The following is an 18778-nucleotide window of genomic DNA, read 5'->3' as shown; positions in this document are numbered from 1 at the left end:
CCGCCGGCTCACTCCCACGTCGCGGGGAACAGCGTCGCCGGCGCTCCGGACGGCGCGATCCCGAGCTGCTGGAGCGCATACCCCGTGACCGTCGAGAAGACCGGTGCGGCCACCGTGCCGCCGTAGATCGACGACCGCGGGTTGTGCAGGATGACGGCCGTGACGACCTGCGGGTCGTCGACCGGCGCCACCCCGATGAACGACGCCGTGTACCCGCTCGGGTTGAAGCGCTGCGCCGTGCCGGTCTTGCCGCCGACGCGGTAGCCCGGGATGGCGCCGTCCTTGCCGGTCCCCTCGACGACCGCACTCTCCATCATCGACAGGACCGCCTGCGCGGTCTGCGGCGAGACCACCGCCGTCCCCTCCGCCGGCGCCTGCGGGGTGTACCGGCCGTCCGGGGCCGTCCACCCGGCGATGAGGCGCGGCGGCACCCGCACACCGTCGTTCGCGATGGTGGCGAAGACGCTCGCGACCTGCAGGGCGTTCACCGAGACCGCCTGCCCGTAGAGCACGGCGAACTCGTCGCGGCCGTGCCAGTCGGCGGGCGTCCGCAGCAGACCGGCCGACTCGCCCGGCATCTCGATGCCGGTGCGGGAGCCGAAGCCGAACGCCGACAGGTAGTGGTACCGCTGGTCCTTCGTGAGCCGCTGCCCGATGAGCACGGTCCCGACGTTGGAGGACTCCGCGAAGACACCGGTCGCCGTGAGCTTCTCGACGCCGTGGTCGTGCGAGTCCTTGATCGTCTCGCCGTGCGGCGTCGTCCAGCGGTCGGCGACCTCGAACGGCTCGGTCGGCTGGACGACGCCCTCCTCGAGCGCGGCCGCCATCGTCACGACCTTGCCGGTCGAGCCGGGCTCGAAGACCTCCGTGACGCTCTTGGACAGCGCCGTCGTCGCCTGGTCGCCGGGCGTGTTGGGGTCGAAGGGCACGGACTCGGCCAGGGCGAGCACCTCGCCCGTGATGCGCATCACGACGACGGCACCGCCGTCCGCGCCGGTCTCCGCCACCTTGGCGCGCAGCTGCTCCTCGGCCTTCCACTGCAGGTCGGAGTCCAGGGTCAGCCGCACCGACCGTCCGTCCTGCGCCGGGTTCGCCTCGCTCACCCCACCGGGGATGGGCTGACCGCCCTTGCCCCGCTCGAACCGCTCCTTGCCGGGCGTGCCCTTCAGGTCCCCGTGCAGGGCGTACTCCAGGCCCGCGAGCCCCTTGCCCTCCGAGTTCACGAACCCGACGATGTTGCCCGCGACGGTGCCCTTGGGGTACACGCGGTCGGCCACCTTCTCGACGCCGACGCCGTCGAGCCGCAGCGCGCGCACGGCGCGTGCCACGTCCGGCAGGACGTTGCGCGCGACGACGACCCAGCCGCGGTCGCCGACGAGGTCGCCGCCGAGCTCCGCGGCGTTCAGCCCCAGCACGGGCGCCAGCCGCGAGGCCACGCCCGCAGCACCGTCGAGCCCGTCGGACGAGCCCCGCGCGCGGTAGTTCTTCACCTGCTTCTGGTTGACGGTGACGTGGTACCGCTCGACCGACGTCGCGAGCACGACGCCGTTGGCATCCGTGATGTCGCCGCGCGCCCCGAGCACCTGCGCGGTCGTCATCCGCTTCTCCCGCGCCTCCTGGGCGATCTGCGGACCGGTGATCCCCTGGACGTACACGAGGCGCCCCGCGAAGGTCACGAGCACCAGCAGCAGCACCGTGACGAGCCCGATCATGCGCGGGCGCGACGCGACGACGGCGCGCTCGGACGGCGGCGCTGACGGGCGCGACCCGCCGCGGCCGGGCGCGGGCGTCGTCGCCGTCCGACGCGGCGCGACGCCCGTGCGGCCGGCGGACGCCGCGGGAGGCGTCCGTCGCCGCGGCACCGTGCTGCTGCGCTCGCTCACGCCGCCCACGGTGCCACGGCGGGGCGCGGGCGCCGGGGCGACGCGCGGCTGCGCGCCGACAGCCTGCCGACGCGCCCCGGAAGGGCGGGCGACAGGCTGACGGGGGGCGCCGGCACCGCCGGTCGTCCGGGTGCTCATCCGCCCGCGGGTGCCGGAGCCCCCTGGACGCTGCCGTCCGCGAGCCGCAGCCAGCCGGTCCCGTTGGCCTCCACCATGCCCAGGCGGCGGGCCTCGGCGGCGAGCGCCGTGGGTGCCGACCGGGCGTCCTGCTGCGCGACGAGGTCCATGCGGTCCTGCTGCAGCCGGCCGAGCTCGTTGGACAGCTCGTAGCGCTCGAACGCGAGCGACGCCATCTGCGTGTTGAGCAGGAGCGCCGCCAGCAGCGCACCACCGAGCACCGCCATGCACGCCAGCACGAACGGGACCCGCGAGCGCGCCTGGTCGGGGGCCCGGACGACCCGCAGCCGTGGCGGCGGAGCGACGGCCGGGCGCGCGGGCAGCGGGTACGCCCGCGCAGCCCCGGTACGGGCAGCGGCCTGGGGCAGTGCGCTCATGCGGCTCTCCTCGGGGTGCGCAGGTGGTCGGGTGTCGGACGCAGCCGTTCGGCCGCGCGCAGGCGGACGGACTGGGCGCGGGGGTTGCGGGCGAGCTCGGCCTCGTCGGCCTCCTCCGCACCGCGCGTGAGCAGCCGCAGGTACGGCGTGTGGGTCGTCGGCTCGACCGGCAGGTCCGGCGGCGCGCTCGACGTGGCGCCGACCGCGAGCGCGCGCTTGACGAGCCTGTCCTCGAGCGACTGGTACGACTCGACGACGATCCGGCCACCGACCGCGAGCGCCTCGATCGCCGCCGGCAGCGCCCGCTCGAGCGCCGCGAGCTCGCCGTTCACCTCGATCCGCAGCGCCTGGAACGTGCGCTTGGCCGGGTGCCCGCCGGTGCGACGCGTCGCCGCCGGGACGCCGGCACGCACGATGTCCACGAGCTCGGACGTGCGCGTCAGCGGCGCCCGCTCCCGGCGTCGCACGATGCCGCGCGCGATCCGCGAGGCGAACCGCTCCTCGCCGTACACCCGCAGCACACGGGCGATGTCGCGCTCGTCGTACGTGTTGAGCACGTCGGCGGCCGTGAGGCCGGTCGTCGGGTCCATCCGCATGTCGAGCGGCGCGTCGTGCGCGTACGCGAAGCCGCGCTCCGCCTCGTCGAGCTGCAGGGACGACACGCCGAGGTCCATGAGCACGCCCTGGACCGCGGGCAGCCCGAGGTCGTCCAGGACGTCGCCGATCTCGTCGTACACGGCGTGCACGCCCGTGAACCGGTCCCCGAACGGAGCCAGCCGGGCGCTCGCGAGCGCGAGCGCCTGCGGGTCCCGGTCGATCCCGACGACCCGCACGCCCTCGAACGCCCGCAGCACGCCCTCGGAGTGCCCACCCATGCCGAGCGTGCAGTCGACCAGCACGGCACCGGGCGCCTCGAGGGCGGGCGCCAGGAGGTCGATGCACCGCTGCAGGAGGACCGGCAGGTGCCGCGACCCCGTCTCGGGCTGCTCGTCCATCGGTTCCCCCTCTCCCCTTCGGCACTGGTGATGGTGCTGGTGTGACAGATGGTGCTGGTGTGACTGGTGATACATGTGGATGGCCGAACGATCCCTCCACCGTCCGGCCAGATCCCCCACCGACCCTCTGGCGCCGGGGAAGTGGCGTCAGAGCGGACGGGGGGAGGTCTCGTCGGGCGGAGTGAGGGTGCGGGTCGGGGAGCTACGGAGCCGCCCCCGGCGAGCGGGGAGGGAACAGCGGCTGCGGGCGGTCTGGAGGTGCGGTGCGCGGTGGCCCAGCGGGCCGGCCGACGGCTCAGAACGGGCCGTTCGGGAAGACCTCCTCGGTCGTGTCGGCGTAACCCGCCTCCTGCTCGGACAAGTAGGTCTCCCACGCGGTGAGGTCCCAGATCTCGACGCGGGTACCGGTGCCGATGACGGCGACGTCCCGGTCGAGGCCGGCGTACGTGCGCAGCATCGGCGGGATGGAGATGCGGCCCTGCTTGTCCGGGAGCTCGTCGCTCGCCCCGGACAGGAACACGCGCAGGTAGTCCCGCGCCTGCTTGCTCGTGACGGGCGCGGTCCGCAGCTGGTCGTGCATCCGACGGAACTCGTCCATCGGCAGCACGAACAGGCAGCGCTCCTGCCCGCGCGTCATGACGAGACCGCCGGCCAGCTGCGGCCGGAACTTCGCCGGGAGGATGAGGCGTCCCTTGTCGTCGAGACGTGGTGTGTACGTCCCGAGGAAGGGCGCGAAGGAGCCGTAGGCACCTGTCGGGTCATACGTCACCTCACTCCTCTCCTGGTCCTCGTCGACGTCCGTCGGCCCCCTGCGCACGTGGCCGTCCCGGCACTGCGGACCACCTCGCGGACGAGGTGCTCCCGGTCTCTCCACGTGCCTCCACGGTACTCCACTTCCCTCCACCACCGTCTTGTCAAGACCCCAAGTTCACCCGTCCGATGAGCGTCTTCGCAGGTCACCGACGTGGAGGGAAGTGGAGGGCTCGGCGCGTCACTTCGAGGCGGAAATCGTTCGCCGTCGCGAGATCCCCGGACGAACCGGTGGCAAGACGGCAATCCGACGTCCCGCGACACCCGGAGACCACGCGCCGGGGTCCCCCGGGGAGCGAAGTGGAGGGTTCCGGGGCGCGCACCGAACGGGCCGCGCTCGCTTGGGCCGTCCGGGTGCAGGCCCTCCCCCGGACGCCCGGGACCGGGCACAGCGGGTGAACCTCGCCCCATCCGGGCGGCAGCGTGCGTACTCTCGTCCCAGTCCGCCAAGGGAGTCGCACCCATGCAGTCACTGCCGTCACCGGATGAGCTCGACCGGCTCGTCGACACCACAACCCGCCTGCGGGCCGGCATCGAGTCGGTCATCACCGGGCGGCCCGAGCTGGTCCGGACGTCGCTGGCAGTCCTGCTCGCCGAGGGGCACCTGCTCCTCGAGGACGTGCCCGGCGTCGGCAAGACCACGCTGGCCAAGGCGATCGCGCGCAGCATCGACGCCCCGGTCGGCCGCATCCAGTTCACGCCCGACCTGCTCCCGAGCGACCTGACCGGCGTCAACATCTTCCGCGCCCAGACCCACGAGTTCGAGTTCCGCCCGGGCCCGGTGTTCGCGCACGTCGTCATCGGCGACGAGATCAACCGCGCCTCCCCCAAGACGCAGTCCGCGCTGCTGGAGTGCATGCAGGAGGCGCAGGCGACCGTCGACGGGCGCACGTATCCCCTGCCCCGGCCGTTCCTCGTGATCGCCACGCAGAACCCCGTGGAGATGGAAGGCACCTACCCGCTGCCCGAGGCGCAGCGCGACCGCTTCATGGCCCGCCTCACCGTCGGGTACCCGAGCGTCGAGTCCGAGCTCGACATGCTCGACCTGCAGGAGGACTCGGACCCGTTCGCGCGGCTCCGTCCAGTCACGGACGCCGCCGAGATCCAGGGCTTCATCGACGTCGCGAGGAGGCTCTACGCCGCACCCGGCGTGAAGCGGTACATCGTGGGCCTGGTCACCGCGTCCCGCGACGACGCGGGTCTGCGGCTCGGGGCCTCGCCCCGCGCCTCCATCCAGCTGCTGCGTGCCGCCAAGTCGCTCGCCGCGATGTCGGGTCGCGACCACGTCCTGCCCGACGACGTCCAGGAGCTCGCCGTCCCCGTCCTGGCCCACCGGCTGCTGCCGAGCACGGAGTCGCGACTCTCCGGCCGCACGACCCAGGACGTCGTCACGGACATCGTCGCGCGCACCCCACTGCCCGTCGCCGAGCCCGTCGCCCGGGCGCGGCGCGCGCTGGGCTGATGCATCGGCGTCCGACGGCGCGCGGCTGGGCGCTCGCTGCCGCGGGCGTCATCGCGCTCCAGGCCGGGATCGGGCTCGGTTCGCTCGACCTCGTCCGTATCGGCATCCTGCTCGTCGCGGTCCCGGTGACGGTCTTCCTGGCTGAGATCGTGCTGGACGCCGTGCGGGGTCGTCGCGGCCTCGAGGTGCACCGGGAGGTCCGGCCCGACCCCGTGCACGCCGGCCAGGACGCCGACGTCCTCGTCGACATCCGCGCGACCGACCGCGCCGGCCGAGCACGCCTGGCCGGGCTGCGCTTCTCCGAGCAGGCGGCCGTCGAGCTCTCCGGCGGTCGGGCGCTGCGCGCCCGCGTCGCCCGGCGTGCCGACCACGCCACCGTCCGTTACCCGGTGCGGGCCACGCAGCGCGGACGCTGGCCGCTCGGGCCCCTGGTCGTCACCCGGACCGACACGTTCGGGGTCGTGCGCTCGCGCACCACGCTCGGACCCGAGTCCCAGGTCGCCGTGTGGCCCGCCGTCGTCGCGCTGCCGGCACCGTCCGACGTGCTCGTCGGGGAACCGGACCGCGTGGCGCTCGGGGCGCGGACACCGTCGACCGACGACGCCAACCTGCGCGACTACCGCGAGGGCGACGACCTGCGCCGCGTGCACTGGACGTCGAGCGCACGGCGCGGGACCATGCTCGTCCGGTCCGACGAGCGGGCCGGCATGCGTCCCGTGTCCGTGCTCCTCGACCTGCCCGTGCGGTCGGCCGCGACCGAGTGGACGATCTCCCTCGCGGCCTCGATCGCGCTCGCGATGCTCGACAGCGGACATCCCGTACGCCTCGCCGCGTCCGGCTTCCGCGGTGGGCCGGGCGCCGGCACGACGCGTGACTCGTCGCCGTACGTGCACGCCCGCCAGGGACCCGAGTCGCGAGCGGCACTCCTCGACCTGACACTGGACCTCATGCCGGCTCGCACGTCCAACGACGCGGAGGCCGCTCTGCTCGACGCCGTCCGGATGCTCGACACGACCCAGGCCGCCGGTGAGATCGTCGTGGCGGTCGTGGGGCCGTTGTCAGCGGCCGGCTGTGGCGCGCTCGCGCACGTCGCCGACGTCGCGCAGGGCTGGGCGGTCGTGCGCGCCGACGGCCGTCACGCGGGCGACGCCCGGGACGCGCACCACACCGCGACCGTCCTGCGGCGTTCCGGCTGGCGCGTCGCGGAGGCCACCACGGACGAGAGCCTCGTCGAGTGCTGGCTCCGACTGCTGGGGAACGGACGATGAACCCGACACCGGAGCAGGGCGCGCGCGCGGTCCTCGGGACGGCGCTCTGCGTCCTGGCGACCTGGGCCAGCCTCCTCGCGCTCACCGGACTGGTCGCCGGCAGCCGGTGGTTCGCGGTCGCGTGCGGCGGCGTGCTGGTCGTCGCCGTGGCGACCACCCTCACGCGCGCCGCCACGCGCCGCTGGTGGGCCCCGACCGCCGTGGGGGCGACGGTCGCGCTCGTCGGCCTGGTGCTGCGCTACGGCGCACCTCCGGGCCGCCCGCAGTTCCTGCCCGACCTCGACGCCGCCGGACGGGCCTGGGCGACCGCACGGCAGGGCGTCGCGGTCGTCAACGACTCGTTCGTCCCCATGCCCGACGTGCGCCCCGGCGAGATGCTGCTCGTCGTCGGTGGCCTCGCCGTCTACCTGCTGGTCGACGCCGCGGTGCTGACGCTGCGGGTGCCGGCCGTGAGCGGCCCACCGCTCCTCGCGCTGTGGGTCCCGGGGATCGTCCTGGGATTCCCGGCCGGCGCCGCGCCGATGTTCTGGACCGCCGCGGGTTACCTCGCCCTCCTCGCGTACGGCGCCGCGCCACTGCACGCGCACGCGGGGCGGCTGCAACGTGTCGGCACCGCGACCGCCGCCGCGGTCGCGCTCGCGGGCACCGCCATGGTCGCCGGGCCACCGATCATGGACGTCCCTGGGTGGGCCAGCCTCGCACTGCCGACGTTCGGTGACGGCCCGGTGGGCCCGTTGGAGCTCAGCGACGACCTCGACCTGCGCGAGAGCCTCGGGATGCGCTCGTCGCAGGTCGTGCTCACGTACCGCGTGAGCGACCCGTCCGCGCCGCAGGGGCTCGGCGCCGGTGACGCGCAGGACGACACCGCCGCGAGCGACACGACGGAGCTCGGGCTCGACGCGGAGGGTGCCACCCCGGCACCGGCCGCCGGGCCGGCCGTCGACGCGCGGCTCGTCGGGCCGCTGCGCGCGTTCACGATGGCGACGTTCGACGGACGGCAGTGGGAGCGGACGGAGAACGAGGCGCTGGAGATCTGGGACCCGGCGGCGTTGCTCTCGTCCGACCCGCGGCTCGTCGGGACGCCGCCCGACCCCGCCGCCGGCACGCTCGCCCAGGTGGACCTCGAGGTGGGGGCGCTGCGGGAGCGCCGCCTTCCGGTCAGCACGTTCCCGCGCACGGTCACCGTCGACGGGCAGTGGGGATACGACTCCCTGCGCGACGAGGTAGTCGGGCAGCGGTCGACGGGCGACGGGCTGACCTACTCCATGCTCGTCCAGGTGCCCACGCTCACCGCGGCGGACCTGCGGACCACGGACGTCGGGACGCCCCCCGAGAGCGACCTGTACACCGAGGTGCCGGACTCCGCGCACCGCCAGGACATCGCCGCGCTGGCGGCCGAGGTGACCGCGGACGCCGTCGGTCCGTACGACCAGGCGCTCGACCTGCAGACGTGGCTGCGCTCGGTGGCCAACTTCACGTACGACACGCGCGTCCCGCCTGCCCGCTCGTCCGACGCCGTGTGGGACTTCCTCGAGGACCGTCGCGGCTACTGCGTGCAGTTCGCCACGGCGATGGCGATGATGGCGCGGACCCTCGACATCCCGTCCCGCATCGGTGTGGGGTTCCTGCCCGGCGAGCGGAACGACGACGGCACGTACGTCGTCACCGGACGCCTCGCCCACGCCTGGCCCGAGCTGTACTTCGACGGGCTGGGATGGGTGCGGTTCGAGCCGACGCCTGCCTCGCAGAGCGGGCCTCCCCCCGCCTGGGCGGACCCTTTCAGTGGCATCGCGGCTCCCGGCTCGGTCCCCGAGGAGCTTGCGGCGAACCGACCGACAGCACTGCCGAGCGGCGCGGCCACCGCGCCGTCCACCGCGTCGCCCGCCGCCGAGGACCAGGACGATTCGTGGGCTCCCGCGGCGATCGCGGCCGGGCTCGTCCTGCTCGCGGCCGGGACGGCGGTGGTCCTCGTCCTCCGCGTGCGCCGCCGGCGGCGACGCGTCATGACGCCGGAGGACGCGTGGAGAGCCCTGCAGCGCGAGCTCGCGCGTGCCGACGTGCGGTGGTCCGACGCGACGAGTCCCCGAGGTGCCGTGCGCGAGGTCCAGCGCGCAGTGGACGCCCGCAGCGGGCGTGAGCTCGACGCGTCCGCGCGTGACGCCCTGGAACGACTCGCGCACGTCGTCGAGCAGGCCCGTTACGCACCGTCACCGCCCGAGCACCGCACGGACGACCTGGATCGGTGGGTCCAGGAGGTGCGGGCCGGGGTGCGCACGGCGCTCGCTCAGGACGCGCCGGCACCCGTCACGACGAGCGCCTGACGGTAGCGGCGCGCTACCTGGTCAGCGACCGCCGCCTTCGCGGCGGCGGTCCCACCGCTCCTCGAGCCGCGACATGAACCCACGCTTCTTCGACGCGGGGGCCGACGCCCGGCGCACCGAGCCGTCCGGGGCGACCGTGCCCTGCGGGCCGGCACGTTCGGCGCGCGGCACGGCGAACGCGAACGCGACCGCCGCGAACATCACGACGAACCCGATCGCCCCGACCCAGGGCTGCGACGTCGCGGCGCCGATGACGAGCAGCAGCAGCCCTGCTGCCGCCCCCACCCCGGCGACGACGTAGCGCGTGACGGGACGGTGCCCGCCGCGTCGCGTGAGCGTGTTGGCGAGTCGAGGGTCGTCAGACGTGAGCTGTCGCTCCATCTGCTCCAGCACGCGCTGCTCGTACTCGGAGAGTGGCATCCGGACCCCCGTCGCACTCCGGTGGACTATGTGGCCTCAGGATAGATCGGCTGGCACCAAGGTGGTAGTCGAGCGACCGTAGGCAGGGCGATCATCATGCGGCACGCACGGGGGTGTCCGCCACCGCCGGGCATGTCTGGCCCGGGGTTTCACCTGCCGGCGACCGCGGACGGCAGGACCCGAGCCTCGTCCTGCGCCGCGAGCGCGTCGCGGACGGCGTCCACGAGGTCCTCCGCGGCGCACAGGGCGCGCTCGGCCCGCGCGGGCGTGACGAGCTCGAAACGGCCCGCGTCGACCGCCGAACGCAGCGTCGCGGCCTGCGCGAACAGGGCCGAGAACGTGTGCAGCTCCGGCGCGACCGCGTCGAGCATCCCCCACACCGTGCGCGGCGCCCCCCGGCCCGCCGGTCGACCACGGGCCTCGACGAGCGCCGCACCCGCCCGCAGCGCGGCCAGGTGCGCGTGCGAGAACATCTCCCACGGCTCCCCGGAGAACTGCGCGGCGAGCAGCTCGGCGTCGGCCCGACTCAGCAGCTCGGCGCTCTGGGGCAGCGCCGTCGACGGGTGCAGTGCGCTCAGCCGACCGCTCATCGGTGCCACCTCCTCTCGCGACGGACGACCCGCCTCTCTCATCTTCGAACACCTGTTCGACGACGTCAATACCTCGGGGACCCGAGCACGTCCGACGCTCCTGCTGACCGCCCGCGTGCGCCGATCTCGGGCGGCACCACGTACCGTGACGGGGTGGCTGCCCGACGTCGCGACCCATCGTCCCGCCGACCACTGACATCCCGGTCCGCGCCGGGCGCGCCCTCCTGGCCGGACGGGCCGGTGGCGGTGGCGACGGGCACCGTCGAGGTGGTGCCCGAGCCCGGGCGCCCACGTGCCGCGACGCTTCTGGTGAACGGCGTCCCCAGCTCGTTCGTCGACCTCGACGACCCCGGCCTCCTCGACTTCGAGTACATGCAGCAGGCCGCTGCGGTCGTCGAGGTCGTCGCCGGACGCCGCGCCGACCTCGCGGTCCTGCACCTGGGGGCCGGCGGGTGCGCTCTCGCGCGGGCGCTCGCCCACCGGTATCCCGAGGCGCGCCAGCTGGCGGTCGAGCTGGACGGCGACCTCGCGCGGCTGGCCCGCGAGTGGTTCGACCTGCCGCGCGCACCCCGCCTGCGGCTGCGCACGGGCGAGGCGCGCGCGGAGCTCGCCCGCCTCCCGGACGCGACGTACGACGTCGTCGCCCGCGACGTGTTCGCGGGAGACCGCACACCTCCGCACCTCACGACGGTGGAGTTCGCCCAGGACGCCCGCCGCGTGCTGCGGACGGGGGGCGTCTACGTCGCCAACTGCGCCGACCGTCCGCCGCTCTCGCTGGCGAAGGCGGAGCTCGCCACGCTCTCGACCGTCTTCGCGCACGTCGGGGTGGTGGCCGAGCCCGCCCAGCTGCGCGGCCGGCGGTACGGCAACCTCCTGCTGGTGGCCACGGACGACCCCGCCCTGCTCGACGACGCCGGCCTGGCCCGCGGGCTGCGCACGCTGCCCGTCCCTGCCCGGCTGCTCTCCGGCGACGAGGCGCGGGCCCTGGCGGGCGCGGCGGCACCGCTGCGCGACCCGCAGGCCGCCGCCGTCACCGGCGACGTGCTGCCCGACTGACGCCCTGGACGCAGCACAGGGCCGCACCCTCGCGGGTGCGGCCCTGTGCCTACGCAGACCCCGGCCGGAACCGGGGACGGGTCACAGCGGGCGGACGTGCTCCGCCTGCGGACCCTTCTGACCCTGCGTGATCTCGAACTCCACGCGCTGCCCCTCGTCGAGCGAGCGGTAACCCTGCGTGTCGATGGCCGAGTAGTGGACGAAGACGTCGGCGCCGCCGTCGTCCTGGGCGATGAACCCGAAGCCCTTCTCGGCGTTGAACCACTTGACCGCGCCCTGTGCCATGTCCCGCATCCTTCTGTCCCACCGGGTGACCACCACGGGCCCGATGCCCGCAGCGTGCCGCAGCGCTCACGTCCAGCACCGGGTGGTCCGGTCCCCGCCGCTCCGGGGACCCGAGGGAGCCTCGCACCCGCGAACCCCGAAGGGAGACGGGCAGCAGACCGGTCGAGCGTCCGTACGTCACTGCAACGGCTGCATCCTTGCACGACCGATGTGGCGTACGCCACGCCGACGTGGACGTCCGTCCCGCTCGCCTCGACAACGATCCGGTCACGACAGCGGACCGGACCCGGCCCGTCAGGCCGTCCCGTCACCGCCGTCGGGCGGCTCCGCCTGCTCGGCGAGGAACCTCTCGAGCTCCGCACCGATCTCCTCGGCCGTCGGCAGGTCGGTCGCCTGCGCCAGCAGGCTGGTCCGCCCGACGCTGCGCGTGAACGCGTCGTACTGCTCCTCGAGGGCCTGCACGACCGCGGCGACCTCGGTCGAGCCCTCGACCTGCCGCTCGATCTCGCGCAGCGACTCCGCCGCCGCCGGCTGGAGCGCGGCGAGCCCGAGGTCGAGCCCCGTGGCACGCTCCACGTGGCGCAGCCCGGCGAGGCCGGCGCTGGGGAACGGTGCCTGCGCGAGGTAGTGCGGCACGTGCACCGCGAAGCCCATCGCGTCGTGCCCCGACTCCCCCAGGCGCATCTCGAGCAGTGCCGAGGCGCTGCCCGGCACCTGGACGGTGCCGAAGAACGACGTGTGGTCCGCGACGAGCTCGGGGCGCGTCGCGTGCGCCGTCACGGACACGGGCCGCGTGTGCGGCACCGCCATGGGGATGCCGTGCAGGCCGACGACGAGGGGCACGTCGAACCGCTCCACGACCTGTCGCACCGCCGCGACCCACCGCTCCCACTGCGTGTCCGGCTCGACGCCGTGCAGCAGCAGGTACGGCACGCCCTGGGCGTCCTCGAGCAGGTCGACTGCGAGCTCGGGGGCCGCGTAGTGCGTCCACCCGGAGTCGAACGTCATGACAGGCCGACGTGAGCGGTAGTCGACGAGCTGGTCGACGTCGAACGTCACCAGCCGGCGGCTGGGGCCCATGCCGACGAGGTGCTCGACGGCGACCTGGCCGGCGTGCCCGGCATCGACGAATCCCTGCAGGGCGTGCACCAGAACGGGCGCGGCGCCGTTGCGGGCCGCGGCGTCCACACGCTCGGCCGCGTCGACGTCCACGTCGTAGATGTCCCGGGGGTCAAGCATCGATGTCCACTCGCCTCTCGTCTGCGGTCGAGTGGTACAACGCCTCCGCCGCCGGGTCTCTTCCCCGGACCTGCGCGTCAGCGGCCGGGCAGGCGCACGACCTCGACGAAGAACTCGTCGATCTGGCGCACCACGTCGATGAAGCGGTCGAAGTCCACGGGCTTGGTCACGTAGGCGTTGGCGTGCAGCGAGTAGCTGCGCACGACGTCCTCCTCGGCTTCGGACGTCGTCAGGACGACCACCGGGATGGAGCGCATCCGCTCGTCGGACTTCATCGCCTCGAGGACCTCCCGACCGTCCATCCGCGGCAGGTTGAGGTCGAGCAGCACGAGGTCCGGCGTCGGGGCGTCCGCGTGCTCGCCCTCCTTGCGGAGGAACTGCAGCGCACTGACGCCGTCGGCCACCACCGACAGGCGGTTGCGCACCTTGTTGTGCTCAAACGCCTCGCGCGTCATGAGGACGTCTCCCGGGTCGTCCTCGACCAGCAGGACGTCGATCACCTTCTGCTCCGACATGTCAGCTCCGTCTCTCGTTTCCGTCAGCCGGCACGTCGTGCCCGCCGACGAGCGTCTCGTCCCCGTCCGCGGGCGTCTCGCGCCCGCCCTCGGGTGTGTCCTCGCCGTCGAGCGTGTCGCTCCCGGTGGCCGGGGTCTCGTCCGCGGTCACCGGCAGCGTCCACCGGACGGTGGTGCCCTCGCCGTCGGTCTGCGGGATCCAGATGCGGCCGCCGTGGTACTCGACGATCTTCTTGCACAGTGCCAGCCCGATGCCCGTGCCCTCGTAGACGTCCTTGGCGTGCAGGCGCTGGAAGATCACGAAGACCCGCTCGACGTACTGCGGGTCGATGCCGATCCCGTTGTCCCGCGCCTCGATCTCCCAGGCGCCGTCGACCCGGCGCGCCGAGACGTGCACCCGCGGAGCACGGTCGGGGTGCCGGAACTTCACGGCGTTCCCGACGAGGTTCTGGAAGAGCTGGACGATCAGCGGCTCCTCGGCGCGGACCACGGGCAGGTCGCCGTGCGTGACGACGGCACCCGCTTCCTCGATCCGCTCCGAGAGCTGGTCCTGCGCGCGCTGGAGCGCCGCTGCGAGGTCGACGTCGACGACCTCGCCCCCGACGCGGCCGACGCGAGAGAACCCGAGCAGGTCCTGGATGAGCCGCTGCATGCGCTTGGCCCCGTCGACCGCGAAGTCGATGTACTGGTCCGCGCGCTCGTCGAGCTGACCGCCGTAGCGCTTCTGCAGGAGCTGCGTGAAGCTGGCGACCTTGCGCAGCGGCTCCTGCAGGTCGTGCGACGCCACGTACGCGAACTGCTCGAGGTCGCGGTTCGAGCGACGCAGCTCCTCGGCCTGCTCGGTGAGCCGCTGGTGCGCGTCGGATATCTCCTGGCGGGACGAGCGCAGCTCGGCGAGCTGCGTGACCAGACCGAGCCGCATCTGCTCGACGTCGGCCGCCAGCTCCTCGAGCTCGCCGGGCCCCTCGACACGCACGACCTGGCTGAGATCACCCTCCGTCACGGCGCGGCTCGCCTGACCGAGCTGTGTCACCGGCACCAGGACCCACCGGCGCAGCGCGAACCACAACGACGCCCCTGCCACGACGGCCGCGAGGACGAGCAGCAGCACGAGGGCCCCGGTCGCCGACGTCCACCTCGCCAGCTCGGACACCGCGCCCGCCCGGCTGGTGCGGACCTCCTGCACGTAGGACTCGACCGCGGCCCGCGCGTCGTCGAACAGCACCTGGCCCGCCTCGACGTCCTGCGGCGTGACGGCGCCCGTCCCTCCCTCGCGCACCTCGGCGACCAGCGGTGCGGCGAAGTCCTGGTGCCACCGTTCGGCGGCTGCCGCAGCGGCCCGCGCCTTCGCGACGAGGTCGGCGTCGGGCGCGTCCTGCTCCAGCTCCGAGGCCAGCATCGTGAACGAGACCTCGGACTCGAGCGACCTCTCGTACGGCTCGAGGCTGATCTCGTTGCCGGTGAGCGCGAAGCCGCGGACCGAGGTCTCGGCGTCCAGCAGGCGCGTGTACGCGGCGTCCGCGCCGGTCACCGCCTCGAAGTACAGATCGGTCACCTCCTGCTGGGCCGCCAGGGTCCGCGCGAGAACGAACCCCGCCAGCACCAGCACGACGCCCAGCAGCGCGCCCGCGGTCACCAGCAGCAGCGTCAGGCGGCGTCGCAGCGTCGTGGCACCTCGGGGCGAGGCTCCGACCGTCGCCGGGCTCATCCGTCCCACCCGATCAGCACGACGGCCGCGTCGTCGACGAGGTCTCCGCCGTGCAGCGCACGCACACCGGAGAGCATCCGCCCCAGCACGGGGTCCTCGTCGGGCCGGACGTCGCCGTCCGTCTCGACCACTCCGCGCACCGTCCGGTCGACGACCTCGAGGAGCCCGGCCTTGCCGAGCCGCCTGGTCCCGTCCCCGACCGTGGCCTCGAGAACCCCGTCGGTGTAGAGCAGCAGGCGCCAGGACTCGCCGAGGTCGAGCCGCTGCGCGGGCCAGCCGCCGCCCACCGGGATGCCGAGGGCCCGCCCCCGCTGACCGGCGGGGAGCAGGACCGCGGGTGGTCCCAGACGCAGCGGGACGGGGTGCCCCGCCAGGTACAGGTCCGCACGGCGCCGGTCGGGCTGCACGGCGAGCATCGAGACCGTCGTGAAGATCTCCGGCTGCGAGCGCTCCGCCGCCAGGACACGCTCGAGCAGGCCGAGGATGTCGTCGGCGGGGATCTCGGCGAGCACCAGCGTGCGCCATGCCGTGCGCAGGGTCGCACCCAGCGCGGCCGCGTCGGGGCCATGGCCGCACACGTCGCCCACCATGGCCAGGACGGACCCGTCGGGGCGTTCCACGACGTCGTAGAAGTCGCCGCCGAGCAGCCCGTCACGGCCCGCGCGGTACCCGACGCGGACCTCCAGCCGGTCGTCCGTCACGGCCGGCGTCGGCAGCAGCGCACGCTCCAGACGGGTCGTCTCCGCTGCGCGGACGAGGCTCCGGTAGAGGGCGCGGCCCGTGTCGTCGAGACGACGGCGCTGCACGGCGTACCGCACGGCCCGGGCCAGCAGACCGGGCTCGACGTCGCTCTTGACGAGGAAGTCCTGCGCCCCCGCGGCAACGGCCTCGATGCCGGCGTCCGTCCCGGTCAGTCCCGTCAGGACGACGACGGGCGGTGCGCCCGCCGCGAGCACGCGCTGCAGGGCGCCGAGCCCCGTCGCGTCCGGCAGGCCCAGGTCGAGCAGGACGCAGTCGGCGTCGAGGTGCATCAACGCCTCGTCCACCGTGCGCACCCACACCGTCTCGTGCGACAGGCCGCCGTCCTGGAGGTGCTCGCGCACGAGCACCGCGTCGCCCTCGTCGTCCTCGACCACGAGGATGCGCAGGGGCTTGCCGTCGTCGCCGGGTGCACCGGACTGCACGTCCTTCTCGGGCGCCTCAGAGCCGTGCACGTCCGTCCCTTCGTCGGTGTCGACGCACTGTAAGGCAGGAGCGGTTCGGAGACGTACTGCTGAGCGCGCGTCGTTTCGTGCCACGCACGGGTGGCGACGGCGGATAATGGACGGTCGCCCGTGAGGGCGGGGCGCCACGAGACCGTTCGGGGCGTCGCGACCGGGCGTGCGACCCGGCGCCTGGAGGGGTGCGGGCGGTGGCATCGATCGACAGCGAGCTCAAGGGCGAGCAGCAGGTCGTCGACGGGCTGTACCGACGTCTCGACGAGCTCCGCGAGCAGTCACGCCGACGCCTCGCGGCCGTGCGACGCGCCGGACCGTCGGGCTCGCCCCAGAACCGCTCCGAGCGCGACGCCTTCGCGACGCTGTACGAGGACAGGCTCGCGCAGCTGGAGTCGGTGGAGGACCGTCTGGCGTTCGGGCGCCTCGACCTGCGGGACGGCGAGTGCCGGTACATCGGGCGCATCGGGCTGAACGACGAGGAGCAGACGTCGTTGCTCACCGACTGGCGCGCCCCTGCCGCCCAGGCGTTCTACCGGGCGACGGCTGCGCACCCCGACGGTGTCGTGCGACGCCGCCACCTGGTCACCGCGGGTCGACGTGTGACGGGCCTCGAGGACGACGTGCTCGACCTCGACGCGCTCGCCGAGGCCGGCATCGACCCGGCGTCGCTGGCCGGGGCCTCGGGCGAGGGTGCGCTGCTGGCCGCGCTGGGCGCCGCACGCACCGGCCGGATGGGCGACATCGTCGCGACGATCCAGGCCGAGCAGGACGCGGTCATCCGCTCGCCGCTGACGGGCGCGCTCGTCGTGCAGGGCGGGCCTGGCACCGGCAAGACCGCCGTGGCGCTGCACCGCGCAGCGTACCTGCTCTACGCGCACCGCCGGCTCCTGGAACGTTCCGGCGTGCTCATGGTCGGGCCGACGCGCACCTTCCTGCGCTACATCGACCAGGTGCTGCCGTCCCTGGGCGAGACCGGCGTCGTCACCGCGACGATCGCCGACCTCTACCCGGGCGTCGAGGCGCGCGGGACGGAGCCGGCCGAGGTCGCGCGCCTCAAGGGCAGCGCCGTCATGGCGAGCGTCGTCCGGCGTGCGGTCCGGCAGCGTCAGCGCGTCCCGCAGCGCGCCACGCGCGTCCGTGTCGACGGGCGGACGGTCGTCGTGCGCCCCCAGGACGTCGCCGCCGCGATCGCCCGGGCACGCCGCCAGAACCGTCCGCACAACCAGGCGCGCGTGACGTTCGTCCGCGACATGCTCGCCCGGCTCGCCGAGCAGTACGTCCAGCAGCTCGGGTGGGACGTGCCGCCCGAGGACCGCGCGGAGATCATCGAGGACCTGCGGACGACCCGCGAGATCCGCATCGCCCTGAACCTCGCGTGGATGCCGTTGACGCCGCAGGGGCTCCTCACGGACCTGTGGACCAAGCCGCACCGCCTGGAGGCCGCGGCACCCCAGCTGTCCGCGGACGAGCGGGCCGCGCTGGCCCGGCCGGCCGACGCACCGTGGACGCCGGCGGACGTGCCGCTGCTCGACGAGGCTGCGGAGCTGCTCGGTGAGGACGACCAGGCGGCCCGTGCACAGGCCCGCGCGGACGCGGAGCGCCAGGCCGCCGAGGTCGAGTACGCCCGCCAGGTGCTGCGCTCGACGGGCGCCGGCGACCTGGTGTCGGCCGAGGCGCTCGCCGGTCGTTTCGCGAGCACCGGCCCGTCGCTGACCACCGCGGAGCGCGCGGCGGCGGACCGGACGTGGACCTACGGCCACGTGGTCGTGGACGAGGCGCAGGAGCTGTCCTCGATGGCGTGGCGCGCGCTACTGCGACGGGTGCCCACCCGGTCCCTGACGATCGTGGGAGACGTGGCGCAGACGTCCGCGCCGGGCGGCACCCACGACTGGGCGGCCATGCTCGACCCGCTGCTGCGCGGTTCGTGGCGGATGGCCGAGCTGACGGTGAACTACCGGACCCCTGCGGTCGTCGCGGCCGCTGCCCGACGCGTCGCCCTGGCCGCCGGGCTCCCCGTGAGCCCGCAGACGTCGGCGCGGGACGTCCCCGACGCCCTGACCTTCGAGCGCGTGACCGACGCGGAGCAGCTCGCCACGGCCGCGGCCAGGGCCGCCGACAGGTTGGCGGTCGAGGTCGCGGACGCCGCGGGCGCGGGACGTGTCGCGGTCGTGGCGACCGCGGACCAGGCTGCCCAGGTCCGAGCCGCCCTGGCAGCCGCGGGACGCGCCGTCCCGGTGGGTGACGTGGTCGACCTGCAGGCCCCCCTCGTCGTCCTCACGCCCGCGCAGTCGAAGGGCCTCGAGTTCGACGTCGTGGTGCTCGTCGAGCCGGCGCAGGTGCTGGCGGCCTCCGCCGGCGACCTCTACGTCGCGATGACCCGACCGACGCACGCCCTGCACGTGCTGCACGCCCGGGACCTCCCCGAGGGCTTCGTCGACCCCTCGTGAGACGTCCG

Annotated in this window: 16 protein-coding genes; 5 read left to right on the top strand and 11 right to left on the bottom strand. The window is 74.2% G+C overall.

Features of this window, described 5'->3' with window-relative positions; all coding sequences use genetic code 11:
- Positions 1–8: 8 nt before the first annotated feature.
- From NP048_RS07895 to mraZ, 4 genes are all read right to left on the bottom strand, one after another.
- Positions 9–1883 carry a peptidoglycan D,D-transpeptidase FtsI family protein gene (locus NP048_RS07895; protein ID WP_227577649.1) on the bottom strand — a complete coding sequence of 625 codons (1875 nt, stop codon included), beginning with the start codon at positions 1881–1883 and terminating at the stop codon, positions 9–11.
- A 134-nt stretch (positions 1884–2017) separates the two neighbouring features.
- The gene (gene ftsL, locus NP048_RS07890; protein ID WP_227577648.1) at positions 2018–2437 is read right to left on the bottom strand and encodes a cell division protein FtsL; all 420 of its coding nucleotides are present in this window, start codon (positions 2435–2437) and stop codon (positions 2018–2020) included.
- Positions 2434–3432, bottom strand: a complete 999-nt coding sequence (gene rsmH, locus NP048_RS07885; RefSeq protein WP_227577647.1) for a 16S rRNA (cytosine(1402)-N(4))-methyltransferase RsmH — start codon at positions 3430–3432, stop codon at positions 2434–2436. The genes ftsL and rsmH overlap by 4 nt, the downstream gene beginning before the upstream one ends.
- A 295-nt stretch (positions 3433–3727) precedes the next feature.
- Positions 3728–4201: a division/cell wall cluster transcriptional repressor MraZ gene (gene mraZ, locus NP048_RS07880; protein WP_227577646.1), complete on the bottom strand. Its 474-nt coding sequence runs from the start codon at positions 4199–4201 to the stop codon at positions 3728–3730.
- A gap of 504 nt (positions 4202–4705) precedes the next feature.
- Here mraZ and NP048_RS07875 point away from each other — a divergent pair.
- Genes NP048_RS07875 through NP048_RS07865 form a run of 3 tightly spaced genes read left to right on the top strand, consistent with a single transcriptional unit; the run spans position 4706 to position 9293 of the window.
- The gene (locus tag NP048_RS07875) at positions 4706–5704 is read left to right on the top strand and encodes an AAA family ATPase (protein ID WP_227577645.1); all 999 of its coding nucleotides are present in this window, start codon (positions 4706–4708) and stop codon (positions 5702–5704) included.
- Positions 5704–6972 carry a DUF58 domain-containing protein gene (locus NP048_RS07870; protein WP_227577644.1) on the top strand — a complete coding sequence of 423 codons (1269 nt, stop codon included), beginning with the start codon at positions 5704–5706 and terminating at the stop codon, positions 6970–6972. The genes NP048_RS07875 and NP048_RS07870 overlap by 1 nt, the downstream gene beginning before the upstream one ends.
- The gene (locus NP048_RS07865; RefSeq protein WP_227577643.1) at positions 6969–9293 is read left to right on the top strand and encodes a transglutaminase TgpA family protein; all 2325 of its coding nucleotides are present in this window, start codon (positions 6969–6971) and stop codon (positions 9291–9293) included. The genes NP048_RS07870 and NP048_RS07865 overlap by 4 nt, the downstream gene beginning before the upstream one ends.
- A gap of 21 nt (positions 9294–9314) precedes the next feature.
- Here NP048_RS07865 and NP048_RS07860 read toward each other — a convergent pair whose 3' ends face one another.
- Positions 9315–9713 carry an SCO2097 family morphological protein gene (locus NP048_RS07860; protein WP_227577642.1) on the bottom strand — a complete coding sequence of 133 codons (399 nt, stop codon included), beginning with the start codon at positions 9711–9713 and terminating at the stop codon, positions 9315–9317.
- Between the two features lie 149 nt (positions 9714–9862).
- Positions 9863–10303, bottom strand: a complete 441-nt coding sequence (locus NP048_RS07855; RefSeq protein WP_227577641.1) for an SAV_6107 family HEPN domain-containing protein — start codon at positions 10301–10303, stop codon at positions 9863–9865.
- A gap of 153 nt (positions 10304–10456) precedes the next feature.
- On the opposite strand from NP048_RS07855, the gene NP048_RS07850 reads away from it, so the two are divergent.
- A complete protein-coding gene (locus NP048_RS07850; protein WP_372456829.1) occupies positions 10457–11359 on the top strand; it encodes a spermidine synthase in 903 nt (300 codons plus the stop codon).
- Between the two features lie 81 nt (positions 11360–11440).
- Here the strand turns inward: NP048_RS07850 and NP048_RS07845 are convergent, their stop codons facing one another.
- The 5 genes from NP048_RS07845 to NP048_RS07825 form a co-directional block, all read right to left on the bottom strand.
- Positions 11441–11644 carry a cold-shock protein gene (locus NP048_RS07845; protein ID WP_013116812.1) on the bottom strand — a complete coding sequence of 68 codons (204 nt, stop codon included), beginning with the start codon at positions 11642–11644 and terminating at the stop codon, positions 11441–11443.
- A 294-nt stretch (positions 11645–11938) separates the two neighbouring features.
- A complete protein-coding gene (locus tag NP048_RS07840) occupies positions 11939–12883 on the bottom strand; it encodes a proteasome assembly chaperone family protein (protein WP_227577639.1) in 945 nt (314 codons plus the stop codon).
- A gap of 77 nt (positions 12884–12960) precedes the next feature.
- On the bottom strand, positions 12961–13398 hold the full coding sequence (locus NP048_RS07835) for a response regulator (RefSeq protein ID WP_227577638.1): 438 nt from the start codon (positions 13396–13398) through the stop codon (positions 12961–12963).
- 1 nt (position 13399) lies between these two features.
- Positions 13400–15106, bottom strand: a complete 1707-nt coding sequence (locus tag NP048_RS07830; protein WP_227577637.1) for a sensor histidine kinase — start codon at positions 15104–15106, stop codon at positions 13400–13402.
- The gene (locus NP048_RS07825) at positions 15103–16320 is read right to left on the bottom strand and encodes a PP2C family protein-serine/threonine phosphatase (RefSeq protein WP_227577636.1); all 1218 of its coding nucleotides are present in this window, start codon (positions 16318–16320) and stop codon (positions 15103–15105) included. Before NP048_RS07825 ends, NP048_RS07830 begins: the two co-directional genes overlap by 4 nt.
- A gap of 197 nt (positions 16321–16517) precedes the next feature.
- Here NP048_RS07825 and NP048_RS07820 point away from each other — a divergent pair, with 197 nt between their 5' ends.
- Entirely contained in the window at positions 16518–18770 is a 2253-nt protein-coding gene (locus tag NP048_RS07820) for a HelD family protein (RefSeq protein WP_227577635.1), read from the top strand.
- Positions 18771–18778: the final 8 nt, after the last annotated feature.

Origin of the sequence: Cellulomonas xiejunii (assembly GCF_024508315.1) — a bacterium.
Lineage (GTDB): Bacteria > Actinomycetota > Actinomycetes > Actinomycetales > Cellulomonadaceae > Cellulomonas > Cellulomonas xiejunii.
Note: the sequence above shows the minus strand (reverse complement) of the source record. Positions and strands in the feature narration are given on the sequence as shown.

Coding starts and splice junctions, on each gene's coding strand:
- ftsL (WP_227577648.1), bottom strand. CDS start 2,437: ATGAGCGCACTGCCCCAGGCCGCTGCCCGTACCGGGGCTGCGCGGGCG.
- rsmH (WP_227577647.1), bottom strand. CDS start 3,432: ATGGACGAGCAGCCCGAGACGGGGTCGCGGCACCTGCCGGTCCTCCTG.
- NP048_RS07875 (WP_227577645.1), top strand. CDS start 4,706: ATGCAGTCACTGCCGTCACCGGATGAGCTCGACCGGCTCGTCGACACC.
- NP048_RS07870 (WP_227577644.1), top strand. CDS start 5,704: ATGCATCGGCGTCCGACGGCGCGCGGCTGGGCGCTCGCTGCCGCGGGC.
- NP048_RS07865 (WP_227577643.1), top strand. CDS start 6,969: ATGAACCCGACACCGGAGCAGGGCGCGCGCGCGGTCCTCGGGACGGCG.
- NP048_RS07860 (WP_227577642.1), bottom strand. CDS start 9,713: ATGCCACTCTCCGAGTACGAGCAGCGCGTGCTGGAGCAGATGGAGCGA.
- NP048_RS07855 (WP_227577641.1), bottom strand. CDS start 10,303: ATGAGCGGTCGGCTGAGCGCACTGCACCCGTCGACGGCGCTGCCCCAG.
- NP048_RS07845 (WP_013116812.1), bottom strand. CDS start 11,644: ATGGCACAGGGCGCGGTCAAGTGGTTCAACGCCGAGAAGGGCTTCGGG.
- NP048_RS07840 (WP_227577639.1), bottom strand. CDS start 12,883: ATGCTTGACCCCCGGGACATCTACGACGTGGACGTCGACGCGGCCGAG.
- NP048_RS07835 (WP_227577638.1), bottom strand. CDS start 13,398: ATGTCGGAGCAGAAGGTGATCGACGTCCTGCTGGTCGAGGACGACCCG.
- NP048_RS07830 (WP_227577637.1), bottom strand. CDS start 15,106: ATGAGCCCGGCGACGGTCGGAGCCTCGCCCCGAGGTGCCACGACGCTG.